The organism is Burkholderia sp. 22PA0099 (assembly GCF_047497165.1).
Taxonomy (GTDB): domain Bacteria; phylum Pseudomonadota; class Gammaproteobacteria; order Burkholderiales; family Burkholderiaceae; genus Burkholderia.
This window is the reverse complement of record NZ_CP163165.1, coordinates 2882233-2899499: the sequence shown is the minus strand read 5'-3', so window position 1 is coordinate 2899499 and position 17267 is coordinate 2882233. Positions and strand designations below refer to the sequence as shown.

Below are 17267 nucleotides of genomic sequence, written 5' to 3'. Positions count from 1 at the left end.
GGCCGGTGGCGGCGGTCGGCCGGAGAGCGTGACCGCCACGGAACGTCAACGGGATAGGGCCGGCCTCGACGGGCGCAGCCTCGCTACTCCGATGATTCCCACTCACCCCGCGGCAACCGAATCCGTTTGCTGCGCCCGCTCGCGCAAAATGCGCAGCGCCACTTCCGCGGCCGCCCGGATATGCGCGCGGCACGCGGCGGCCGCAGCCGGGCCGTCGTGACGGTCGATCGCCTCCATCACCCGGCCGATCTCCTCGACCGTCTGCGCGAGGCGCCCGTCGCTCGATAGCGACAGGGCGCGCAACTGAGAGTTGCGCGTCAGCAGCCGGTCGAGCATGCCCTTGATGAGCTGGTTGCCGCTGCCGCGCGTCAGCACGTCATAGAACCGCCGCTTCAGTTCGAGCAGCTTGTGGCGATCGACGTCCGAGGCGCGCAGCTCCTCGAAAATCCCCTTCAATTCGGCACGGTCCTCGCTGCCGGCGCGCATCGCGAAGCCTTCCCCGGCCACCGCTTCCAGCGCGGCGCGGATCTCGTAGATATCGGCGGCTTCCTCCACCGTCAAGCTGGCCACGAACGGCCCGCGATTGGGGTGAACCTGCACCAGCCCCTCCGCCTCCAGCAGCCGGATCGCCTCGCGCACCACGCTGCGGCTGGTGCCGAAGGTTTCGCACAGCAACCGGTCCGGCAGATGGTCGCCCGGCAGGAACTTGCCGGCCGCAATGGCGGCGCGCAGGCCGTCCTCGACCTGCTTGCGCACGGAAACCGGGGTGATTTTCAAAGACGTCGTCATCGCTTCCTCGTAGGTGACAGCCGAAATTTACCACACGCCTCGAATTTGACAGATTGACGGACAATCTTTCGTGTGTCATTCTGCGTTAACTGACAGATTGACGGATTGTCAGACAATCAAGAATCGGAGGAGACAATGAGTACACTCAGTTCGCGGCTGGATGCCCTGCCGCTGACCCGGTTTCACAAGATGGCGATGGGGGTGCTCGCGTTCGCGTTCTTCTTCGAACTCGCCGACCTGAACACGTTCGGCTACGCAGCGCCGGCCATCGTTGCCCAGTGGCACATTCCGCTGCATGCGGTCGCGCTGATCACGTCGGTGAGTTTCGGCGGCATGTTCATCGGCGGCGCGTGCGGGGCGATGCTGGCCGATCGCCTGGGGCGAAAGCGCGCGTTCGTGTCGAGCATCATCGTGTACACGGTGTTCTCGCTGCTGAACGCGGCATCGTGGGACATCTATTCGCTCGCTACCTTCCGGTTCCTGACCGGCATCGGCCTGTCGGCCATGACGGTGATCGCGAACGTCTACATCAGCGAGTTCTTCCCGGCGCGCGTGCGCGGCAAGGTGATGAGCACGATCTTCATGCTCGGGCTGATGGGCATTCCGGCCACCGCCTGGGTCGCGCGGCTGGTGGTGCCGATGGAACCGTGGGCGTGGCGGCTGGTGTTCGTGTGGGGCAGCCTGGGCTTGCTGGTGCTGCCGTTCGCGCTGCGGCTGCTCGAATCGCCGCGCTGGCTGATGCTGAAAGGGCGCATGCAGGAAGCCCGGATCGCGGTGGACAAGCTGGAACGCGCGGCCGGCACGGTAATCAGTGATCCGAACGAATCCCTGGCCGCGATGCCGGTGGAAACCGGCACCGCCCGCGCCGAGCCGGTGGCCGTGCGCGACCTGTTCGCGCCGGGCTACCGCGCGCAGACGATCGGGCTGACGCTGATCTGGGTGTTCCAGACGCTGGGCTTCTACGGTTTCGTGGCGTGGGTGCCCACGCTGCTGGTTGCGCGCGGTTTCAGCGTGGCGCATTCGCTGGAATACGCGAGCCTGATCGCCATCTGCAACCCGATCGGGGCCTGGCTCGGCACGGCGGTGGTCGAGCGCTTCGAGCGCAAGTGGGTGGTGGCCGTCGATGCCGTCGTGATCGCGGTGAGCGGGGTGGCGTACGGGCTCGCGCCGTCGCCGCTGTTCATCGTGATCTTCGGCGCGCTCGTGACGCTCTCGATCCAGTTGATGAACGCCACGCTCTATATCTACACGCCCGAATCGTATCCGACGCGGCTGCGCTCGCTGGGCACCGGGTTCTGCTATGGCATAGGACGCCTGACCAATGTGGTCGGCCCGTTCATCGTCAGCGCGCTGTATGTGAGCGCGGGCTACCTGAGCGTCTTTTCGTATATCTCGGCGTGCTGGCTCATGGTGGCGATCGTCGTCGCCCTGGTCGGCCCGCGTACGACCGGCCGGTCCTTGGAATCGGTCACCCCCTCTGAATCGATAGTTCTCAACAAAGGAGTTGAATCATGAAAGAAGACGACGCACTGTTCCAGAAAGGCATGCCGATTCGCCGCGAGGTGCTTGGCGCCGCGTACGTCGATGCATCGATGGAGAAGGCCGACGACTTCATGATGTCGTTCCAGCGCGCCACGACCTCGTGGGCGTGGGGCTGGGCCTGGGGCGACGCCACGCTCGACCGCAAGACGCGCAGCCTGATGCAGATGGGCATCCTGACCGTCGCGGGCCACACCGACGAGCTGAAGCTGCACGTCAAGGGCGCGCTGAACAACGGCGTGAGCGTCGAGGAAATCAAGGCGGCGCTGCTGCATGCGACGGCGTACTCGGGCATCCCCTACGGCCTGAAGGCGTTCAAGGCGGCGCACGAGGTGCTGGTGGCCGAAGGGGCGTTGAAGTGAGCGCCGGGGGCTTCGGCAAGGTCGCGTTCGTCGGCATCGGCAACATGGGCTGGCCGATGGCGGCGCGGCTGGTGGAAGGCGGGTTCGAGGTGGCCGTGTTCGATGTGGCGCCCGGCCGCGGCGAGCGCTTCGCCGCCGAGGTGGGTGGCGCGGCGCCGGCCACGCTGGCCGATACGGTGCAGGGCGCGGATGCCGTCATCACGATCCTGCCGACCAGCCGCCATGTCGAGGACGCGCTGCTGCCGCTCGCCGGCACGTTCGCGCCGGGCGCGCTGGTGATCGACATGACGTCCGGCGTGCCGACCGTCACCCAGGCGCTCGCCGCGAAGCTGGCCGAGGCCGGCCACGCGACGATCGACGCGCCGGTGTCGGGCGGCGTGTCGCGCGCGGTCACGGGCGAGCTGGCCATCATGACCGGCGGCGAGCCACGGCATGTGGAGCGCGCGATGCCGTTGCTGCGCCGGATGGGCACGAGCGTGACGGAAGTGGGCGGGATCGGCGCGGGGCAGGCGATGAAGGCGCTGAACAACCTGGTGTCGGCCGGCGGCTTTCTGATCGGCGTCGAGGCCTTGTTGATCGGCCAGCAGTTCGGCCTCGACACGGAAAAGATGGTCGACGTGCTCAATGCCTCGACGGGCATGAACAACAGCACGCAAAAGAAGTTCAAGCAGTTCGTGCTGTCGCGTGCGTTCAACAGCAATTTCGGCCTGGATCTGCTGGCCAAGGATGTCGGCATCGCGCTGACGGTGGCCAGCGAAGGCGGCGTGTCCGCGCCGTTTTCGTCGTTGTGCCGCGATTTGTGGGGCGCGGCCGTCAATACGCTCGGGCATGGCAAGGATCACACCGAGATGGCGCGGTTCAGCGAGTTGCTGGCGGGTGTCGAGTTGGGCGGTGAGCGCGGCGAATAGGCGGAGCGGGTTGTGCCTCGATCAAGATGGCCGGCAGTCGTTTGGACTGCCGGCCATTTTCATGTGGCTGCCGATCGTGGCGAGCAGCGTGATGTTCTCGCGCGCCGCGTCGGCGATCTCGCGTGCGAAGCCGGGAAACACGCTCATATCCGGTGCCGGTTTGAAAAGAGAATGCGCGGATTCCAGCATCGGTTTTTCCCGCCGCCGGTGGGCCGGGATTGCCATTGACGGTACTTGAAATCATGCTATATCTTCGCGTTCGATCAACCTGAGAGATTAAAACAACGTGAAAACCATTCCCTTGCTTTTGCTCGCACTGGCCGTGGTCGCCGCGCCGGCCTCGGCTTATGCCAAAACCGGGCGCTGCCTGCTGCAGGTGAATCAGAAGGTTTATCTCGACGGGCCTTGCGAGGTCAAACTCGAGGAGCACGGCACGTTTTCGATCGGAGCCGGGGGCAAGCATCCGGCCAAGTATTTTGCCTACGTGCTGATGGACGACGAGGGCGCGCACGGGTATTGGAACGAGGAGCCGGGCGCCACGCATGCGCATTCGGATCTGGGCATCCTGAAGCGCGACGGCGCGTGCTGGGTGAACGACACCGCCAAGGTGTGCGCGTATCAGTAATCGCGGTTTTTCGATTCACTATCGTTTCCTCTTCCACGGCCTGAACCCTTGCTTCGGTTCAGGCCGTCGGTCAAACCGGGTTCAGATACCCGCGCCTCATTCGACCGGTGGCACCGCGCCTTCCAGCAGCGTCTTGATCAATCGCGCACGACGCTTTTCCAGATCGGCGATCTGGCGGTCGATCGCTTCGAGCCGTTGCCGTTGCGCGCCGGTGATCTGGTCGCACGAACGTGCGCCCTCGATCAGCAGCATGCAATCGGGAAAGCCGCGAATGTCGTCGATCGTGAAGCCGGTGGCGATCATGCGCTGGATCTGCCGGACCTGCGTGACGGCTTTCTCGGGAAACATCCGATAACCGTTGCCGGCGCGCACCGACGCAAGCAGGCCGTGAGCGTCGTAGTGCCGGATCGAGCGCACGCTCGCCTCGGTGCGTTGCGACAGGTCGCCGATGGTCAGCCAGGCGGGGGCGGCAGGTAAGGGCGGATTTTTCATGAAGGCCAGCCTAGCACGAAGCGCTTGACTCTCACATCAGTGTGAGGGTTGAGACTGAGCGGCTCGTCAACCTTCACAGGAAAGCGCATGTCCACCCGACTCTTCCATCGTTTGCTGCTGGCCGGCCTCTGGGCCGTGGCCTTGATCGCGTCGTCGCCGGCCGCCAGGGCCGCGTCGGCCAGTTACACCGTCACCTCGCCGGACGGCGTCAAGCTCGCGGTGCAGGAAAGCGGCAACCCCGACGGCCCGCCGATCGTGTTCGTGCACGGGCTGCTCGGCAGCCACCTGAACTGGGACGCACAGGTCGGCAGCCCCGAACTGCGCCCATACCGCGTCATCACCTACGACCTGCGCGGTCACGGCCTGTCCGACAAGCCCGCCGGCGCCGCGCCATACCATGACGGAGGCCGCTGGGCCGACGATCTCGCGGCCGTGATCGCCGGCTCGCATGCGCGCAAGCCGATCGTGGTCGGCTGGTCGCTGGGCGGCGTGGTGATCTCGAACTACCTTGCCAAGTACGGCGATCGCGCGATCTCGGGCGCGGTGTATGTGGACGGCGTGGTCGAACTCGCGGCGGGGCAGATCGTCAGTCATCCCGAGGTTTACCGGGACATGACCGCGCCCGATCTGAAGACGCATCTCGATGGCGAGCACAGCTTCGTCGCGCTGTGTTTCAACCGCGCGCCCGATGCGGCGACGTTCGACCGCTTGCTGGCCAATGCCGCGATGGCGTCGTGGGACATGCAGCGCGCGGTGCCGTCGATGACGGTGCTCGCCGCCGACGGCCTCGGCCGCGCACGGGTGCCGTTGCTGTTCCTCTATGGCGGACAGGACGCGCTGGTCGACACCCGGGCCACGCTCGCGCGCGCGGCCGAACTCAATCCGCGCATCGTCACCGAGGTGTACCCCGAATCGGGGCACGCGCCGTTCGCCGACGAGCCGGCGCGTTTCAATCGCGATCTGGCCGCGTTCGCCGGCTCGGTGTTCGGGAAATGACGGTGTGATCGATCAGCGCTTTTTCCCCGCTCGGCCGACTGACGCGGGCCGAAGCACGGCCAGCGCCTCGGCGGCGGCTTCCGCCGTCGCCTGCGCACGGCATCTTGCTCACAGCTCCGGCGCGCGGCTGTCCGATTCCGCCTCGCGGCGGCCTGCCCGCTGCATTCGCCGCATTCGTCTCGACAACGCGAAACCCGCGCCGAGCGCGAGCGGGATGCCGACGATCCACGGCAGGCGCGGCGACACCCCGTACACCAGCGTGCCGATCGCCGGCCCGAGCGTGTCTTCCAGATCGTTGACGACCGAGCCGGCCGCCATGTACACGGCGCGCCGATGCGGCGGCGCGAGCGCGCCGAGCGTGGCCGGCACCAACGGCCCGAGCAGCATCTGGTTCAGCGACAGCAGCGTCATGCCGACCGCCAGCCCGGCCACGCCGCCGAGCAGCAGGATCGCCGCGAACGCGGCGGCCAACGCGAGCGCGCTGCTCCAGACCAGCGCGCCGCCTTCCACACGGGCCAGCCTGCCCGCCGTCGCCACCTGCAACCCGGCCAGCAGCGCCGCACCATACGTGAACAGCCAGCCGACCTGCGCGGGCGTGAGCAGCCCGGTGTCGTGCGCGAACAGCGGCAGCACGGCCGGCACCCAACCCGCGCAGATCTCGACGCACAGCAGCCAGCCGAGCATCGATGCCAACTGCCGGTCGCGAAACGCCGGCAGCAGGCCGGCGAGGCCCGGCTCGTCGTCCTCGTCTTCGTTGTCGTTGTGATGGCTGCCGGGGTGACGCGTCTCGGGCATCCATGCGAGCACCATCAACGCCGCGGCCAGCAAGGCGCCGGCCGCCCCGAAGAACACGCCGCCGAGCGCAGGCGCGGCGAGCATCGCGCCGGTTGCCGGCCCGGCGATCCGGCCGAGGCCCGAGACGCCGCGCGCCCACGCGAACGCCTGCCGGTGCCGGGCCGGCGCGACGACATCGGCGATCACGGTCGAGACGGTCGGATGCAGTGCGCATTCGGCCACGCCGATCGCGAGCAGCACCGCCGCGATCTCGATGGCGCCCTGGCAGAACGGCAGTAGCATGAAGCCGCCGCCCACCCCGAGCAACGAGGCGAGCAGCACGGGCCGGCGGCCCCAGCGGTCGGCCGCGCCGCCGAGCCACGGCGTGGCGATCAGTTCTCCTGCCGAATAGCAGGCCAGCAACGGGCCGACGAAGCGCGACGACACATGGGCCGCGTGCTCGGCCCACAGCGCGAGGAAGGGCAGCATCACGCCGTCCGCGAAGCCGATGCAAAAGCCGAGCGCCAACGCGCAACGGGCCGAAGCCGGGAGGGACGACAGAAAGGCGGGAATGCCGTAAGAGCGGATGTGCATACGCGAATCTCGAGCGCATGGGTTCCTCGGCGAGGCGAACGTGCCGGAACCCGATTGCGCGTTGATTGACGTAAACGCTTACGGCAAGTGGACAGGACGTCTCACTGCAGTCGCGCAGCGTACGTGGCGGAATCGGCCGTGTCAACGCGCGGCGCGTGGCGCGTGACGGCGCGCGACGGGCCGGCGTAGGCGAGGAAAACGCGAATGGCGCGGCCCGATTCGCCGTCGCGCGCGCCGATATCCAACCGGCCGGCGCGCGCCGAGGCGCTCGGCGCAAGGCGCTCGGCGAAGCTGCCCACCGGCGCTCGGCACGGCGTGCAATGCGAACCATCGCGGCGATGGCTGCGCGCATACGCTTGAAGGCGACAAATTCGTCGCATTTTTAGTCAAGTGCCGGCCGTCGCATTGCGGCGGGCAAGCGCGCCGCGCGTCGCCGTTATCGACGAATCGCGATATGCATTCGCGCAATTCGACGAAGCGCCGGCCCGCTTGGCCGTCATAATTTGCGGCCATTCCTGCCCACCGGCCATCATGCAACCCCTTTCCGACGCCCGCGCCGATCAATTCTCGGCCGTCCGGTTCGTGCTCACGGACATGGATGAAACGCTGACCTACCAAGGCCGGCTGTCCGCCGACACCTATACGGCGCTGGCGCAACTGGAGGCGGGCGGCATTCGCGTGGTGCCGGTCACGGCGGCGCCGGCCGGGTGGTGCGATCAGATGGCCCGGATGTGGCCGGTCGACGGCGTGATTGCCGAAAACGGCGGCCTGTTCCTGCGGCGCGGGGCGCACGGGCACGAGGTCGAGCGCCGGTTCTGGCACGCGCCCGACCGGCTCGAACCGGTACGCGCGCAACTGCAGGCGGTGGCGCAAGCCGTGCAACGCGCCGTGCCCGAGGCGCGGGAAGCCGACGATCAGGCGTTCCGCCTGACGAGCCTCGCCTATCGCCGCACGGGCGAGGCCGCCGACCGCCGCCTCGTCGAGGCGCTGCGGCAGGCCGGGGCGGATGCGACGATCAACAACCTCTGGGTGCTCGGCTGGATCGGCGGCTACGACAAGCTGACGATGTCGCTGCGCGTGCTGGCCGACACCTATGGCCTGGACGCCGACGCCGCCCGCGCGTCGGTCGCCTATTCGGGCGATTCCACCAACGACGCGCCGATGTTCGCGTTCTTCACGCACACGGCCGGCGTCAGCACGGTGGTGGATTACCTGCCGCACCTGCCGGTGGCGCCGCGCTGGATCACGCGCGGGCCGGGCGGTGCGGGCTTCGTGGAGTTCGCGCAGGCGATCCTGCGTTCGACGGGCCGGGCGGGCTAGGGGCGCGGCAGCGCGCCGATCTCGTGCGTGTCGCGCGGCGCATCGCGGCGCTGACCGCCGTGCGGCAGCGGCGCGCCGGCTTCGTGCGCTGTCACTTGCCCGTTTTGCACGACGTGCGGCTCGCCGGGCACCGGCCCGACCGTGTCGCCGAAGCGTGCGCGGACAAACGCCCGCAACAGCGCCACGCGCAAGGTCGGGCCTTCGCCGTGGGCGGCGAGCGTCAGATCGGGCAAGCCCGCGAAGCGCGCTTCGACGCGGGTGACGCCGTCGTCGAGGCGGGTCGCGCGCAGGTCGGCGACGCGTTCGAGCACGGCGGCGGCATCCGCCCAATCGGTGGACGCCGACACGCGCTGGTCCATTCGCGAGAAATCGCCGCTCGCGACGGTGGCGACGATCTCCGGTTCGGTGGCGACGAACACCAGCGGGCGGTCGTCATGCGCCAGGGCGCGCAAGGTCCAGTAGTCGAGTTCTCGGGCATCGAGTCGGTCGGTTTGCATGGCAGGGGTCCAGGGCTGGAAATGGGGCGGTGAGGGGGATGCGGAACGTGCCGCAGCATTCATGCCCGCGCCCGCATCGAGGCGGGCGCGCCGCCGGGCCTCAACCCGAACCGGGCGCGAGCCGCTTGCGCATCGCGGCGGTGAGCCGTTGCCACACGTCGCCGTAGCCCTCCCACGGGTCGCGTTCAAGCGCCGCGAGCCGCGCGGCGACGTTCGCGATGGTCCATTGCGCGCCGCCGCGCGTCTCCGGCACCTCGTCCCAGGCAAGCGGCACCGATACGCCGAGCCCGGGCCGCGCGCGCGCCGAGTAGGCGGCCACGGTGCTCGCGCCGCGCCCGTTGCGCAGATAGTCCACGAAGATCAGCCCCTTCCGGTGCTTCGGCCCCATCGTCGCGGTGAAGCGTTCGGGCAGCGTCGCGGCCAGGTGCCGGGCGACGTCCTGCGAAAAATCGCGCGCGTCGTCCCACGACGTGTGGCGGCTGATCGGCGCGACCACGTGCAGGCCCTTGCCGCCGCTCGTCTTGCAGAACGATGCGAGCCCGAGTTCGTCGAGCAGCGCGCGCACCAGCCCCGCCGCGTCGGTCATCGCGCGCCACGGCAGCGACGGGTCCGGGTCGAGATCGAACACGAGCCGGTCGGGGCGCTCGATCCGGTCGATCGAGGCGTTCCAGGTATGGAATTCGATGGTGTCGAATTGCGCGGCGTGGATCAGCGCGGCCGCGTCGTCGAGCGTGATCAGCGCGTCGTGGCCGGGGTCGAGCCCGGGATGCCGCGTGACGAACGTCATGCCTTGCCTGCCTGCGTGCTTCTGAAAGAACGACGGGCCGCCGACGCCTTTCATGTACCGCACCAGCGACACCGGCCGGCCGTGCAGTTGCGGCAGCAGCCACGGCGCGAGCGCCGCGTAGTAGTGCACCAGGTCGAGCTTGGTCGCGCCGCTGTCGGCGTCGATCACGCGCTCGGGGTGGGTGATGCGCACGCCGTGAAGGTCGGCGTCGCTGCGCTGTTTCGTCATGGGTCGTCGGTCCGGGGGCGTGGCGGAGGGCGGCTTGCCGGGTGCGCGCTGTGCGGGTGTCGGTGCGGGCGCGGGCGTTTCGCGGACGATCCGCGAAGCGGGCTTGTCGTCGCGCAGCGCGACGAACGCCGCCTGGCGCACGAGGCCGTCCGCCGTCCAGTTCGCGAACTCGCATTCGGCCACGAGCGTGGGCGCGACCCAGTGCACGGCGCCGCCGCCGCGCGGTTTCGGCGGTGTCGCGAACGGCGTGCGCGCCCGCTCGACGGCCTGCAGTTGGCGCAGCAGCGACGCGAGCTGGCGCCGGTCGAAGCCGGTGCCGACGCGGCCCGCGTAGCGCAGCGTCGCCGTGCTGTGGCGTCCGCCGTTGCGGCCGCCCGGCGCGTCGAACACGCCGAGCAGCAGCGCGCCGAGGCCTTCGCGGCTGCCTTGCGGATCGGTGTAGCCGCCGATCACGAACTCCTGCCGCTGTCGGCATTTCAGCTTGATCCATGCGTCGCCGCGCCCGGCGCGGTAGCGGCTGCCGCCGCGCTTGCCGATCAGGCCTTCGAGCCCGGCCTCGGCCGCCGCCGCGAGCAGTTCGGCCGTCTCGCCGTCGAGCGTCGGCGAGAGCCGCAGATGGGGCGACGCCGCTTCGCCGAGCCGCTGCGCGAGCAGCGCGCGACGCGCATCGAGCGGCAGATCCTGCAACGCGCGGCCGTCCAGATGCGGGACGTCGAACAGGAACAAGGTGATCGCGCCGTCGTCGCCGGACGACAGCGCCTGTTGCAGCGCCGCGAAGCTCGGTGCGCCGTTCGGGTCGGCCACCACCGCCTCGCCGTCGAACCAGGCGTTGCGCACCGGCAATGCGGCGAGGGCTTCGCACTGCGTATGAAATTTCGCGCTCCAGTCGTTGCCCTCGCGCGTGTAGATTTGCGCCGAGCGCCGCCGGCCGCTGCCGGCGATGCGGATCAGCACGCGATAGCCGTCGAATTTCATTTCGTAGCGCCAATCGTCGCCGGGAGGGGGCGCATCGACGAGCGTCGCGAGCTGGGGACTGAGGCGCTCGGGCAGGGCGGCGCGGCGGCCTGCGGGGGCGGGGTGGGAGGGGGCGGCGTTCGACGAGGACTTGGCGTGGCGCTTCGTCTTTGCGGCGGTGCCCGGTGTGGCACGGACGGCGTTGCTCGTTGCAGCGTTCGACGAAACCTTGACGCGGCGGTTTGCCTTGGCGACGGTGCCCGGTGTGGCACGGACGGCCTTGCTCGTTGCAGCGCTCGGCGAGGACTTGGCGCGGCGATTCGTCTTCGCGGTGGTGCCCGGTGTGACGTGAGCCGCCTCGCTCTTTGCAGCGCTCGACGAGGCCTTGGCGCGGAGGGTTGCGTTGGCGGCGGTGCTCGCCACGGCGTGGGCGGTCTCGCTCGGCGAGACCTTGGCGCGGCGCTTCACCTTGTTGGCGCTGCCCGGCGCCTCGCTCGCCGCCTCGTCGCGGGCCTTGATCAGCAGCCACGATGTCTGCTTGCCGTGCCCGATCGAGCGCGTGCGCACCAGCGACCAGCGCCCGTGCAGCTTGCCGCCTTCGAGCGCGAACGTGAGCTTGCCGTCGCGGTAGCCGCGCCGCGCGCCGGCCTGCCCGCCGTCCGGAATCCAGTGGCCGGCGTCGTCGATCCGCACGCTGCCGGCGCCGTAATGGCCGACGGGAATGTCGCCCTCGAACGCGCCGTAATCGAGCGGATGATCCTCGACCTGCACGGCGAGCCGCTTGACCGAAGGGTCCAGGCTCGGCCCCTTCGGAACGGCCCAGGATTTGAGCACGCCGTCGAGTTCGAGCCGGAAGTCGTAATGCAGATGCCGCGCGTGATGCTCCTGCACGACGAACCGCAGCGCAGCCGGGGCGGCGCGGGCGGCCGGGGCCGAACGGACGGCGCGGGCGGGCGCGCCGCTCGGTTCGGGCGTCGCGTCGAAACGGCGCTTGCGGCGGTAGTCGGCGAGCTTGCGGGTCGGCATCGGCGCTCCGGTATCGGTTCGGGCTCAGGCGGCCCGGCGCTTGGGCGCGTTGCCGCGAGCGGCCGCGGCGGCCTTCGGTTTGGCGGCGGCCGTTTTCTTCGCGACGGGGCGCTTGGCGGCAGCCTGTTTCGTCGCCGTCTTGCCGGGGGGCTTCTTTTTCGTCGATGCCGATGCCGATTCCTTCGGCGCGCGCTTGCCGGTCGGGGCGGCTTTCCCGGCGGCCTTGGCGGCCTTCGCCGCCACCTTCTTGCGAACCGGCTTGTCGTGATTGTCGCGATTGTCGCGACCGCCGCCGTCGCTCGCGGCCGCCTCGGGCCGCGCCCCGCCGTTTGCCTGCCGCCCGCGCTTGCCGCTCAGGCTGCGGCGCAGCAGCTCGGTCAGGTCGAGAACGTTCGACGGCGCGCGCGGCTTGCCGGCGGCGGGGGTTTCGACCTTCTTCGATTTGCCGGCCTTGATCTTGCGTTCGACGAGCGCCAGGATGTCGTCGCGAAACGTGTCGCGATAGGCGTCCGGCGACCAGTTGCCCGACATGTCGTCGATCAGCTTGCCGGCCATCTGCCGCTCGCGGGCGCTGACGCCGGCCTTCCGGGCGCTGGCCCGGCCGGCCGCGAATTCGTCGAGCGGGCGCAGTTCGTTATCCCAGCGCAGCAGATCGAGCGCGAGCACCGCGCCCACCGGAATCAGCGCCGCCAGATGCTGCCGCTCGTGGATGACCACGTGCGCGATGCCGATCTTGCCGGTATCGACGAGCGCCTCGCGCAGCAGCGCATAGACCTTCTCGCCGTTGCGGTCGGGCAGCAGGTAATACGGCGTGTCGAGATACAGGAACGACACGGCGGCGGCCTCGACGAACGTCACGATGTCGATCGAGCGCGTCGATTCGGGGTTCGCGGCGCGGATTTCGTCGTCGCTCAGCACGACGTAGCGTTCCTTTTCGTATTCGTAGCCGCGCACGATGTCCTCGCGCGGCACCTCGCGGCCGGTGCGCTTGTTCACGCGCCGGTAGCCGACCGGGTCCATCGAGCGCTGGTCGAGCAGGTGAAACGACGGCTTGACGGTGCGCGTGGCCGGCACCAGTTGCACCGGCACATGGACCAGCCCGAAGCTGATCGCTCCTTTCCAGATCATGGCAGGCATCGCGTGCTCCGTGAGTGATTCGGATGGCGAAGGGCTTTTCGCCGTGCCGCGTTCCCGCTTGCCGCGCGCGGGGCGGGCCGAGTTCGGGTTTTCGCAGGATGGATCGAGATGTTCGCAAGAGGCGTGCCGCGCGGCGGGGAGGGCCGATCGGCAGGCCGATTCGCGTCGGTCCGGCTGCGGCGGCAGCGCACCCGTGCGTCGGAGCATCCGGTCGGCCAGGCGATTCGCGGGGGCCAGCCGGCCGGCGTCGCGCAAATCCTGCTGCCGGTTTGTAAAAAAGCGAGCCGTGGTGGCGGCCGATGTCGCCTGCCGGCGCGACGCAGCCGGGCCGGCGGCACCGGGACGGCCGGGCAACCGACGCGCAGCGGCCGGGCAGAAAACCGATCCAAAGCCGCCCCGAAGCAGGCCCGAAGTGGGCCCGAAGTGGGTCCAATAACGGCCCCAAAATCGACCCAAACCCGGCAAGTCGAAGCGCCGCCACCCCCTCCACCGCCCCCCACAGCGAGATCGCAGTTTCGCGAGCGATCCATGCCCTGTAAAGTGCGGGTGCGCTACCCGCCGACCCGTTCCCGCACGCCCGATTCCCGCGTCCGCTCACCCGGACGAAGTCGAGGCATTTGCCGGCCGATGCGCGGATTAAAAAGCACAAAGGACCCAATGACCGAAGCTCTCGACCCGCTCACTTTCCGCAAGATCATCCAGCGCAATATCGCGTTACCGCTCGGCATGGGCCTGGTGAGCGTCGCGGTGTTCATCGGGCTGGTGCTGTATCTGACCTCCACCATGAGCTGGGTCGAGCACTCGGAGCGGGTGATCGGCAATGCCAACGAAATGATGCGGCTGGCGGTCGAACGCCAGGCGTCGATGCGCGGCTACCTGATCACCGGCGACGAACGCTTTCTATCACCTTACGAACTCGACGAAAGCCGCTTCCAGGCCGAGATCGACGGCTTGGTGAAGCTGGTGGCCGACAACCCGCCCCAGGTCGAGACGCTCAAGCGCATCCAGGCGATCCAGACGCGCTGGAACCGCAACGCGGACGACATCATCGAGCTGCGCCGCAAGAACCTCGATTACAGCGGCGCGGTGCGTTCGAGCCGCGGCCAGCAGGAATTCGACGAAATCCGCCGCGAGTTCGCGGGCTTCCTCGACGTCGAACTGGCGCTGCGCCAGCAACGCGGCGACGCCGCCCGGAGCCTGACGGCGGTGCTCGTCAGCGTGTTCGTGCTGTTCAGCGTGCTGGTCAGCGCGTTCCTGGCGTGGCGCGGCCGGCGCGAGTTGCTCGAACTGTCGCGCACCTATGACGACGCGCTGCGCCAGCAGGTCGAACACACCGACGTGCTGAAACGGCAGGTGTGGGTGCGCTCGGGCCAGCGCCTGCTCGCGGAAAAGATGGTCGGACAGAGCAGCGCCGCCTCGGTGGGGCAGGCCACGCTCGATTTCCTCGCGCACTACCTCGACGCGTTCGTCTCGGCGCTCTACGTGCGCGACGCGACCAGCGGCGAGCTGCGCCGGGTCGCCACGCACGGCTTCAGCGCGGATGCCGCCGCCGGCGGCGCCCGCAGCTTCCGCGACGCCGAAAGCCTGATCGGCCAGGCCGCCACGTCGCGCCGCACGGTGGTGCTCAAGGACATTCCCGACAACTACCTGATGGTGACGTCGGGCCTCGGCGGCAGCGCGCCGCGCGGCCTGGTGGTGCTGCCGGTCACGAGCGACGATGCGGTAAACGGCGTGGTCGAAATGGCCTTCATGCGCGATATCGAGGCGCGCGACCTCGAATTCCTGGAACTGATCGCCAACAGCACGGGCGACTTCCTCGCCGCCGCGCAATATCGCGAGCGCCTGCAGGACACGCTCGCGGAAGCGCAACTGCTGAACGAGGAAATGCAGGTCCAGCAGGAAGAGCTGCGGGTGGCCAACGAAGGGCTGGAGGAGCGCGGGCGGGCGCTGACCGATTCGCAGGCGCGGCTCCAGTCGCATCAGGCCGAGCTCGAGCAGACCAACACGCAACTCGAGGAATACGCACAGCGCCTGGAGCGGCAGAAGGAAGAACTCGTGACGGCGCAGGAGTCGATCTCGGCCAACGCGGCGCGACTCGAACAGACCAGCCGCTACAAGTCCGAGTTTCTTGCCAACATGTCGCACGAGTTGCGCACGCCGCTGAACAGCTCGCTGATTCTCGCGCGGCTGCTGCAGGAAAACCGTGGCGGCAATCTGACCAAGGAACAGGTCCATTACGCCGAAACCATCCACAGCTCGAACAGCGACCTGCTGAACCTGATCAACGACATTCTCGATCTGTCGAAGGTCGAGGCCGGGCAGGTCACGATGGAGCCCGAGTGGGTGGCGCTCGAACCGGTCATGCAGTCGCTGCGCGAGATGTTCGAGCCGATCGCGGCCGCCAAGCCGCTCGCGCTGACGATTTCGCGCGCGCCCGGCGCGCCGGCGACGATCGTGACCGACAGCCAGCGGCTCGTGCAGATCCTGCGCAACCTGCTGTCCAACGCGCTGAAGTTCACCGAGCGCGGCGAGGTGGCGCTGAGCATCTCCGCGGACGCGTCGGGCCAGATCCGTTTCGACGTGCGCGACTCCGGCATCGGCATCGCCGCCGACAAGCTCGAAATGATCTTCGAGGCGTTCCAGCAGGCCGACGGCTCGACCAGCCGCCACTACGGCGGCAGCGGCCTGGGCTTGTCGATCTCGCGCCGCTTCGCGGAATTGCTGGGCGGACGGATCGGCGTGGCCAGCGAACTCGGCGCGGGCAGCGTCTTCACGCTGTGGCTGCCGGCCGAGGCGGCGTGGACGGTGGATGCCGAAGGCACGCCGGACGCCGGCGCGCTGCATTCGGCACGTGCGCCGCGCGATGCGGTGCCGATGCTGGCCGACGCACCGGGCCTGGCCGCCACGTTCGGCGCGGCCGGTTTCACGACCGGCGCATCGGGCGCATCGAGCACGCCGTCGCGTGATCCGCACGAGCGGGCCGTGACGGCCGCCACCTCGGCCACGGCGGCGCAATCGATCGCCGACGACCGGCATGACCGCCAGCGGCCCGGCCGCCTGATCCTCGCGATCGAGGACGACCTCGTGTTCGCCGGCATCCTGCGCGATCTCGTGCACGAACTCGATTTCGATTTCGTGCACGCGGCCGACGGCGGCTCGGGCATCGCGCTGGTGCGCGACATGCAGCCGACCGCCGTGCTGCTCGACGTGGGCCTGCCCGATCATTCGGGGCTGACCGTGCTCGAATGGCTGAAGAACGATTCGCTGACGCGCCACATCCCGATCCATATCGTGGCCGCCACCGATCACACCGCGAAGGCGCTGCACCTCGGCGCGGTGGGCTACACGATGAAGCCGGCGGCGCGCGCTACGCTCGAATCGGCGATCCGCCGCCTCGAAGGCCGCCTGCAACATCGCCTCAAGCGCGTGCTGGTGATCGAGGACGACCTGGCGATGCGCGAGAGCATCCGCGTGCTGCTCGGCAACGAGACCACCGACATCGTGGCGGTCGATACGCTGGCGCGCGCCATCGAGCAGCTCGACGGCAACGAGTTCGATTGCGTGGTGACCGACCTCGCGCTGCCCGACGGCACCGGCTACGACCTGCTCGAACGGCTCGCGACCGACCCGGCGCGCGCGCTGCTGCCGGTGATCGTCTACACCGGCCGCACGCTGTCCGTCGACGAGGAACACCGCCTGCGCCGCTATTCGAAGTCGATCATCATCAAGGGCGCGCGCTCGCCCGAGCGCCTGCTCGACGAGGTGACGCTGTTCCTGCACAGCGTGGAATCGACGCTCGCGCCCGAGCAGCAGCGCATGCTGCGCACGGTGCGCCAGCGCGACGACGTGTTCGAGGGCAGCGCGATCCTGCTGGCCGAGGACGACGCGCGCAACATCTTCGCGCTGTCGCACGTGATCGAGCCGCTCGGCGCGAAATTGTTCATCGCGCGCAACGGCCGCGAAGTGTTGGAGGTGCTTGAACAAGGCCACAAGATCGACCTGGTGCTGATGGACGTGATGATGCCCGAAATGGACGGCCTGGCCGCCACGGCCGCGATCCGCCAGGACGTGCGCTTCCTGCAGTTGCCGATCATCGCGCTGACCGCCAAGGCGATGGAGCACGACCGCATCCGCTGCATCGAGGCGGGCGCCGACGATTACATCTCGAAGCCGATCGACATCGACAAGCTCGTGTCGCTCTGCCGGGTCTGGCTGCGGCAGCGCTGAGATGGACATCGA

At 68.9% G+C, this 17267-nt stretch carries 15 protein-coding genes; 7 read left to right on the top strand and 8 right to left on the bottom strand.

Annotated features, from left to right (window positions below):
• Nucleotides 1-102: 102 nt before the first annotated feature.
• On the bottom strand, nt 103-789 hold the full coding sequence (locus AB4851_RS28270; RefSeq protein ID WP_414444747.1) for a GntR family transcriptional regulator: 687 nt from the start codon (nt 787-789) through the stop codon (nt 103-105).
• A gap of 135 nt (nt 790-924) precedes the next feature.
• Here AB4851_RS28270 and AB4851_RS28265 point away from each other — a divergent pair, with 135 nt between their 5' ends.
• The 3 genes from AB4851_RS28265 to AB4851_RS28255 are packed head-to-tail and all read left to right on the top strand — an operon-like array spanning nt 925 to nt 3598.
• Nucleotides 925-2304, top strand: coding sequence for an MFS transporter (locus AB4851_RS28265; protein WP_414444748.1), 1380 nt, complete (start codon nt 925-927; stop codon nt 2302-2304).
• Nucleotides 2301-2690: a carboxymuconolactone decarboxylase family protein gene (locus tag AB4851_RS28260; RefSeq protein ID WP_414444749.1), complete on the top strand. Its 390-nt coding sequence runs from the start codon at nt 2301-2303 to the stop codon at nt 2688-2690. Before AB4851_RS28265 ends, AB4851_RS28260 begins: the two co-directional genes overlap by 4 nt.
• Nucleotides 2687-3598 carry an NAD(P)-dependent oxidoreductase gene (locus AB4851_RS28255; RefSeq protein ID WP_414449718.1) on the top strand — a complete coding sequence of 304 codons (912 nt, stop codon included), beginning with the start codon at nt 2687-2689 and terminating at the stop codon, nt 3596-3598. Before AB4851_RS28260 ends, AB4851_RS28255 begins: the two co-directional genes overlap by 4 nt.
• 21 nt (nt 3599-3619) lie before the next feature.
• Here the strand turns inward: AB4851_RS28255 and AB4851_RS28250 are convergent, their stop codons facing one another.
• Complete coding sequence (locus AB4851_RS28250; RefSeq protein WP_414449717.1) at nt 3620-3787, bottom strand: hypothetical protein; 168 nt, start codon at nt 3785-3787, stop codon at nt 3620-3622.
• A gap of 97 nt (nt 3788-3884) precedes the next feature.
• On the opposite strand from AB4851_RS28250, the gene AB4851_RS28245 reads away from it, so the two are divergent.
• Nucleotides 3885-4223, top strand: coding sequence for a hypothetical protein (locus tag AB4851_RS28245; RefSeq protein WP_414444752.1), 339 nt, complete (start codon nt 3885-3887; stop codon nt 4221-4223).
• 96 nt (nt 4224-4319) lie between these two features.
• Here the strand turns inward: AB4851_RS28245 and AB4851_RS28240 are convergent, their stop codons facing one another.
• Entirely contained in the window at nt 4320-4715 is a 396-nt protein-coding gene (locus AB4851_RS28240) for a MerR family transcriptional regulator (protein ID WP_414449716.1), read from the bottom strand.
• Between the two features lie 87 nt (nt 4716-4802).
• Here AB4851_RS28240 and AB4851_RS28235 point away from each other — a divergent pair, with 87 nt between their 5' ends.
• Complete coding sequence (locus AB4851_RS28235) at nt 4803-5711, top strand: alpha/beta fold hydrolase (RefSeq protein ID WP_414449715.1); 909 nt, start codon at nt 4803-4805, stop codon at nt 5709-5711.
• Nucleotides 5712-5819: 108 nt separating this feature from the next.
• Here AB4851_RS28235 and AB4851_RS28230 read toward each other — a convergent pair whose 3' ends face one another.
• Together AB4851_RS28230 and AB4851_RS28225 are read right to left on the bottom strand one after the other, a co-directional pair.
• Nucleotides 5820-7079: an MFS transporter gene (locus AB4851_RS28230; protein WP_414449714.1), complete on the bottom strand. Its 1260-nt coding sequence runs from the start codon at nt 7077-7079 to the stop codon at nt 5820-5822.
• Between the two features lie 101 nt (nt 7080-7180).
• Entirely contained in the window at nt 7181-7378 is a 198-nt protein-coding gene (locus tag AB4851_RS28225; RefSeq protein WP_414449713.1) for a hypothetical protein, read from the bottom strand.
• Nucleotides 7379-7610: 232 nt separating this feature from the next.
• Here AB4851_RS28225 and AB4851_RS28220 point away from each other — a divergent pair, with 232 nt between their 5' ends.
• The gene (locus AB4851_RS28220) at nt 7611-8399 is read left to right on the top strand and encodes an HAD-IIB family hydrolase (RefSeq protein ID WP_414449712.1); all 789 of its coding nucleotides are present in this window, start codon (nt 7611-7613) and stop codon (nt 8397-8399) included.
• Here AB4851_RS28220 and AB4851_RS28215 read toward each other — a convergent pair.
• From AB4851_RS28215 to AB4851_RS28205, 3 genes are all read right to left on the bottom strand, one after another.
• Nucleotides 8396-8896: a DUF2591 domain-containing protein gene (locus AB4851_RS28215; protein WP_414449711.1), complete on the bottom strand. Its 501-nt coding sequence runs from the start codon at nt 8894-8896 to the stop codon at nt 8396-8398. The two genes, AB4851_RS28220 and AB4851_RS28215, sit on opposite strands and share 4 nt — an antisense overlap.
• A gap of 100 nt (nt 8897-8996) precedes the next feature.
• A complete protein-coding gene (gene ligD / locus AB4851_RS28210) occupies nt 8997-11891 on the bottom strand; it encodes a DNA ligase D (protein WP_414449710.1) in 2895 nt (964 codons plus the stop codon).
• A gap of 24 nt (nt 11892-11915) precedes the next feature.
• Entirely contained in the window at nt 11916-13028 is a 1113-nt protein-coding gene (locus tag AB4851_RS28205; protein WP_414449709.1) for a Ku protein, read from the bottom strand.
• 657 nt (nt 13029-13685) lie between these two features.
• On the opposite strand from AB4851_RS28205, the gene AB4851_RS28200 reads away from it, so the two are divergent.
• Nucleotides 13686-17255, top strand: a complete 3570-nt coding sequence (locus AB4851_RS28200) for a response regulator (protein ID WP_414449708.1) — start codon at nt 13686-13688, stop codon at nt 17253-17255.
• The last annotated feature ends 12 nt before the right edge of the window (nt 17256-17267 follow it).

What these genes read in the sequence shown, in the direction of transcription:
- AB4851_RS28250 (WP_414449717.1), bottom strand. Translation starts at nt 3,787, where the DNA reads ATGCTGGAATCCGCGCATTCTCTTTTCAAACCGGCACCGGATATGAGC.
- AB4851_RS28205 (WP_414449709.1), bottom strand. Translation starts at nt 13,028, where the DNA reads ATGCCTGCCATGATCTGGAAAGGAGCGATCAGCTTCGGGCTGGTCCAT.
- AB4851_RS28235 (WP_414449715.1), top strand. Translation starts at nt 4,803, where the DNA reads ATGTCCACCCGACTCTTCCATCGTTTGCTGCTGGCCGGCCTCTGGGCC.
- AB4851_RS28260 (WP_414444749.1), top strand. Translation starts at nt 2,301, where the DNA reads ATGAAAGAAGACGACGCACTGTTCCAGAAAGGCATGCCGATTCGCCGC.
- AB4851_RS28270 (WP_414444747.1), bottom strand. Translation starts at nt 789, where the DNA reads ATGACGACGTCTTTGAAAATCACCCCGGTTTCCGTGCGCAAGCAGGTC.
- AB4851_RS28240 (WP_414449716.1), bottom strand. Translation starts at nt 4,715, where the DNA reads ATGAAAAATCCGCCCTTACCTGCCGCCCCCGCCTGGCTGACCATCGGC.
- AB4851_RS28265 (WP_414444748.1), top strand. Translation starts at nt 925, where the DNA reads ATGAGTACACTCAGTTCGCGGCTGGATGCCCTGCCGCTGACCCGGTTT.
- AB4851_RS28230 (WP_414449714.1), bottom strand. Translation starts at nt 7,079, where the DNA reads ATGCACATCCGCTCTTACGGCATTCCCGCCTTTCTGTCGTCCCTCCCG.
- AB4851_RS28220 (WP_414449712.1), top strand. Translation starts at nt 7,611, where the DNA reads ATGCAACCCCTTTCCGACGCCCGCGCCGATCAATTCTCGGCCGTCCGG.
- AB4851_RS28200 (WP_414449708.1), top strand. Translation starts at nt 13,686, where the DNA reads ATGACCGAAGCTCTCGACCCGCTCACTTTCCGCAAGATCATCCAGCGC.
- AB4851_RS28215 (WP_414449711.1), bottom strand. Translation starts at nt 8,896, where the DNA reads ATGCAAACCGACCGACTCGATGCCCGAGAACTCGACTACTGGACCTTG.
- ligD (WP_414449710.1), bottom strand. Translation starts at nt 11,891, where the DNA reads ATGCCGACCCGCAAGCTCGCCGACTACCGCCGCAAGCGCCGTTTCGAC.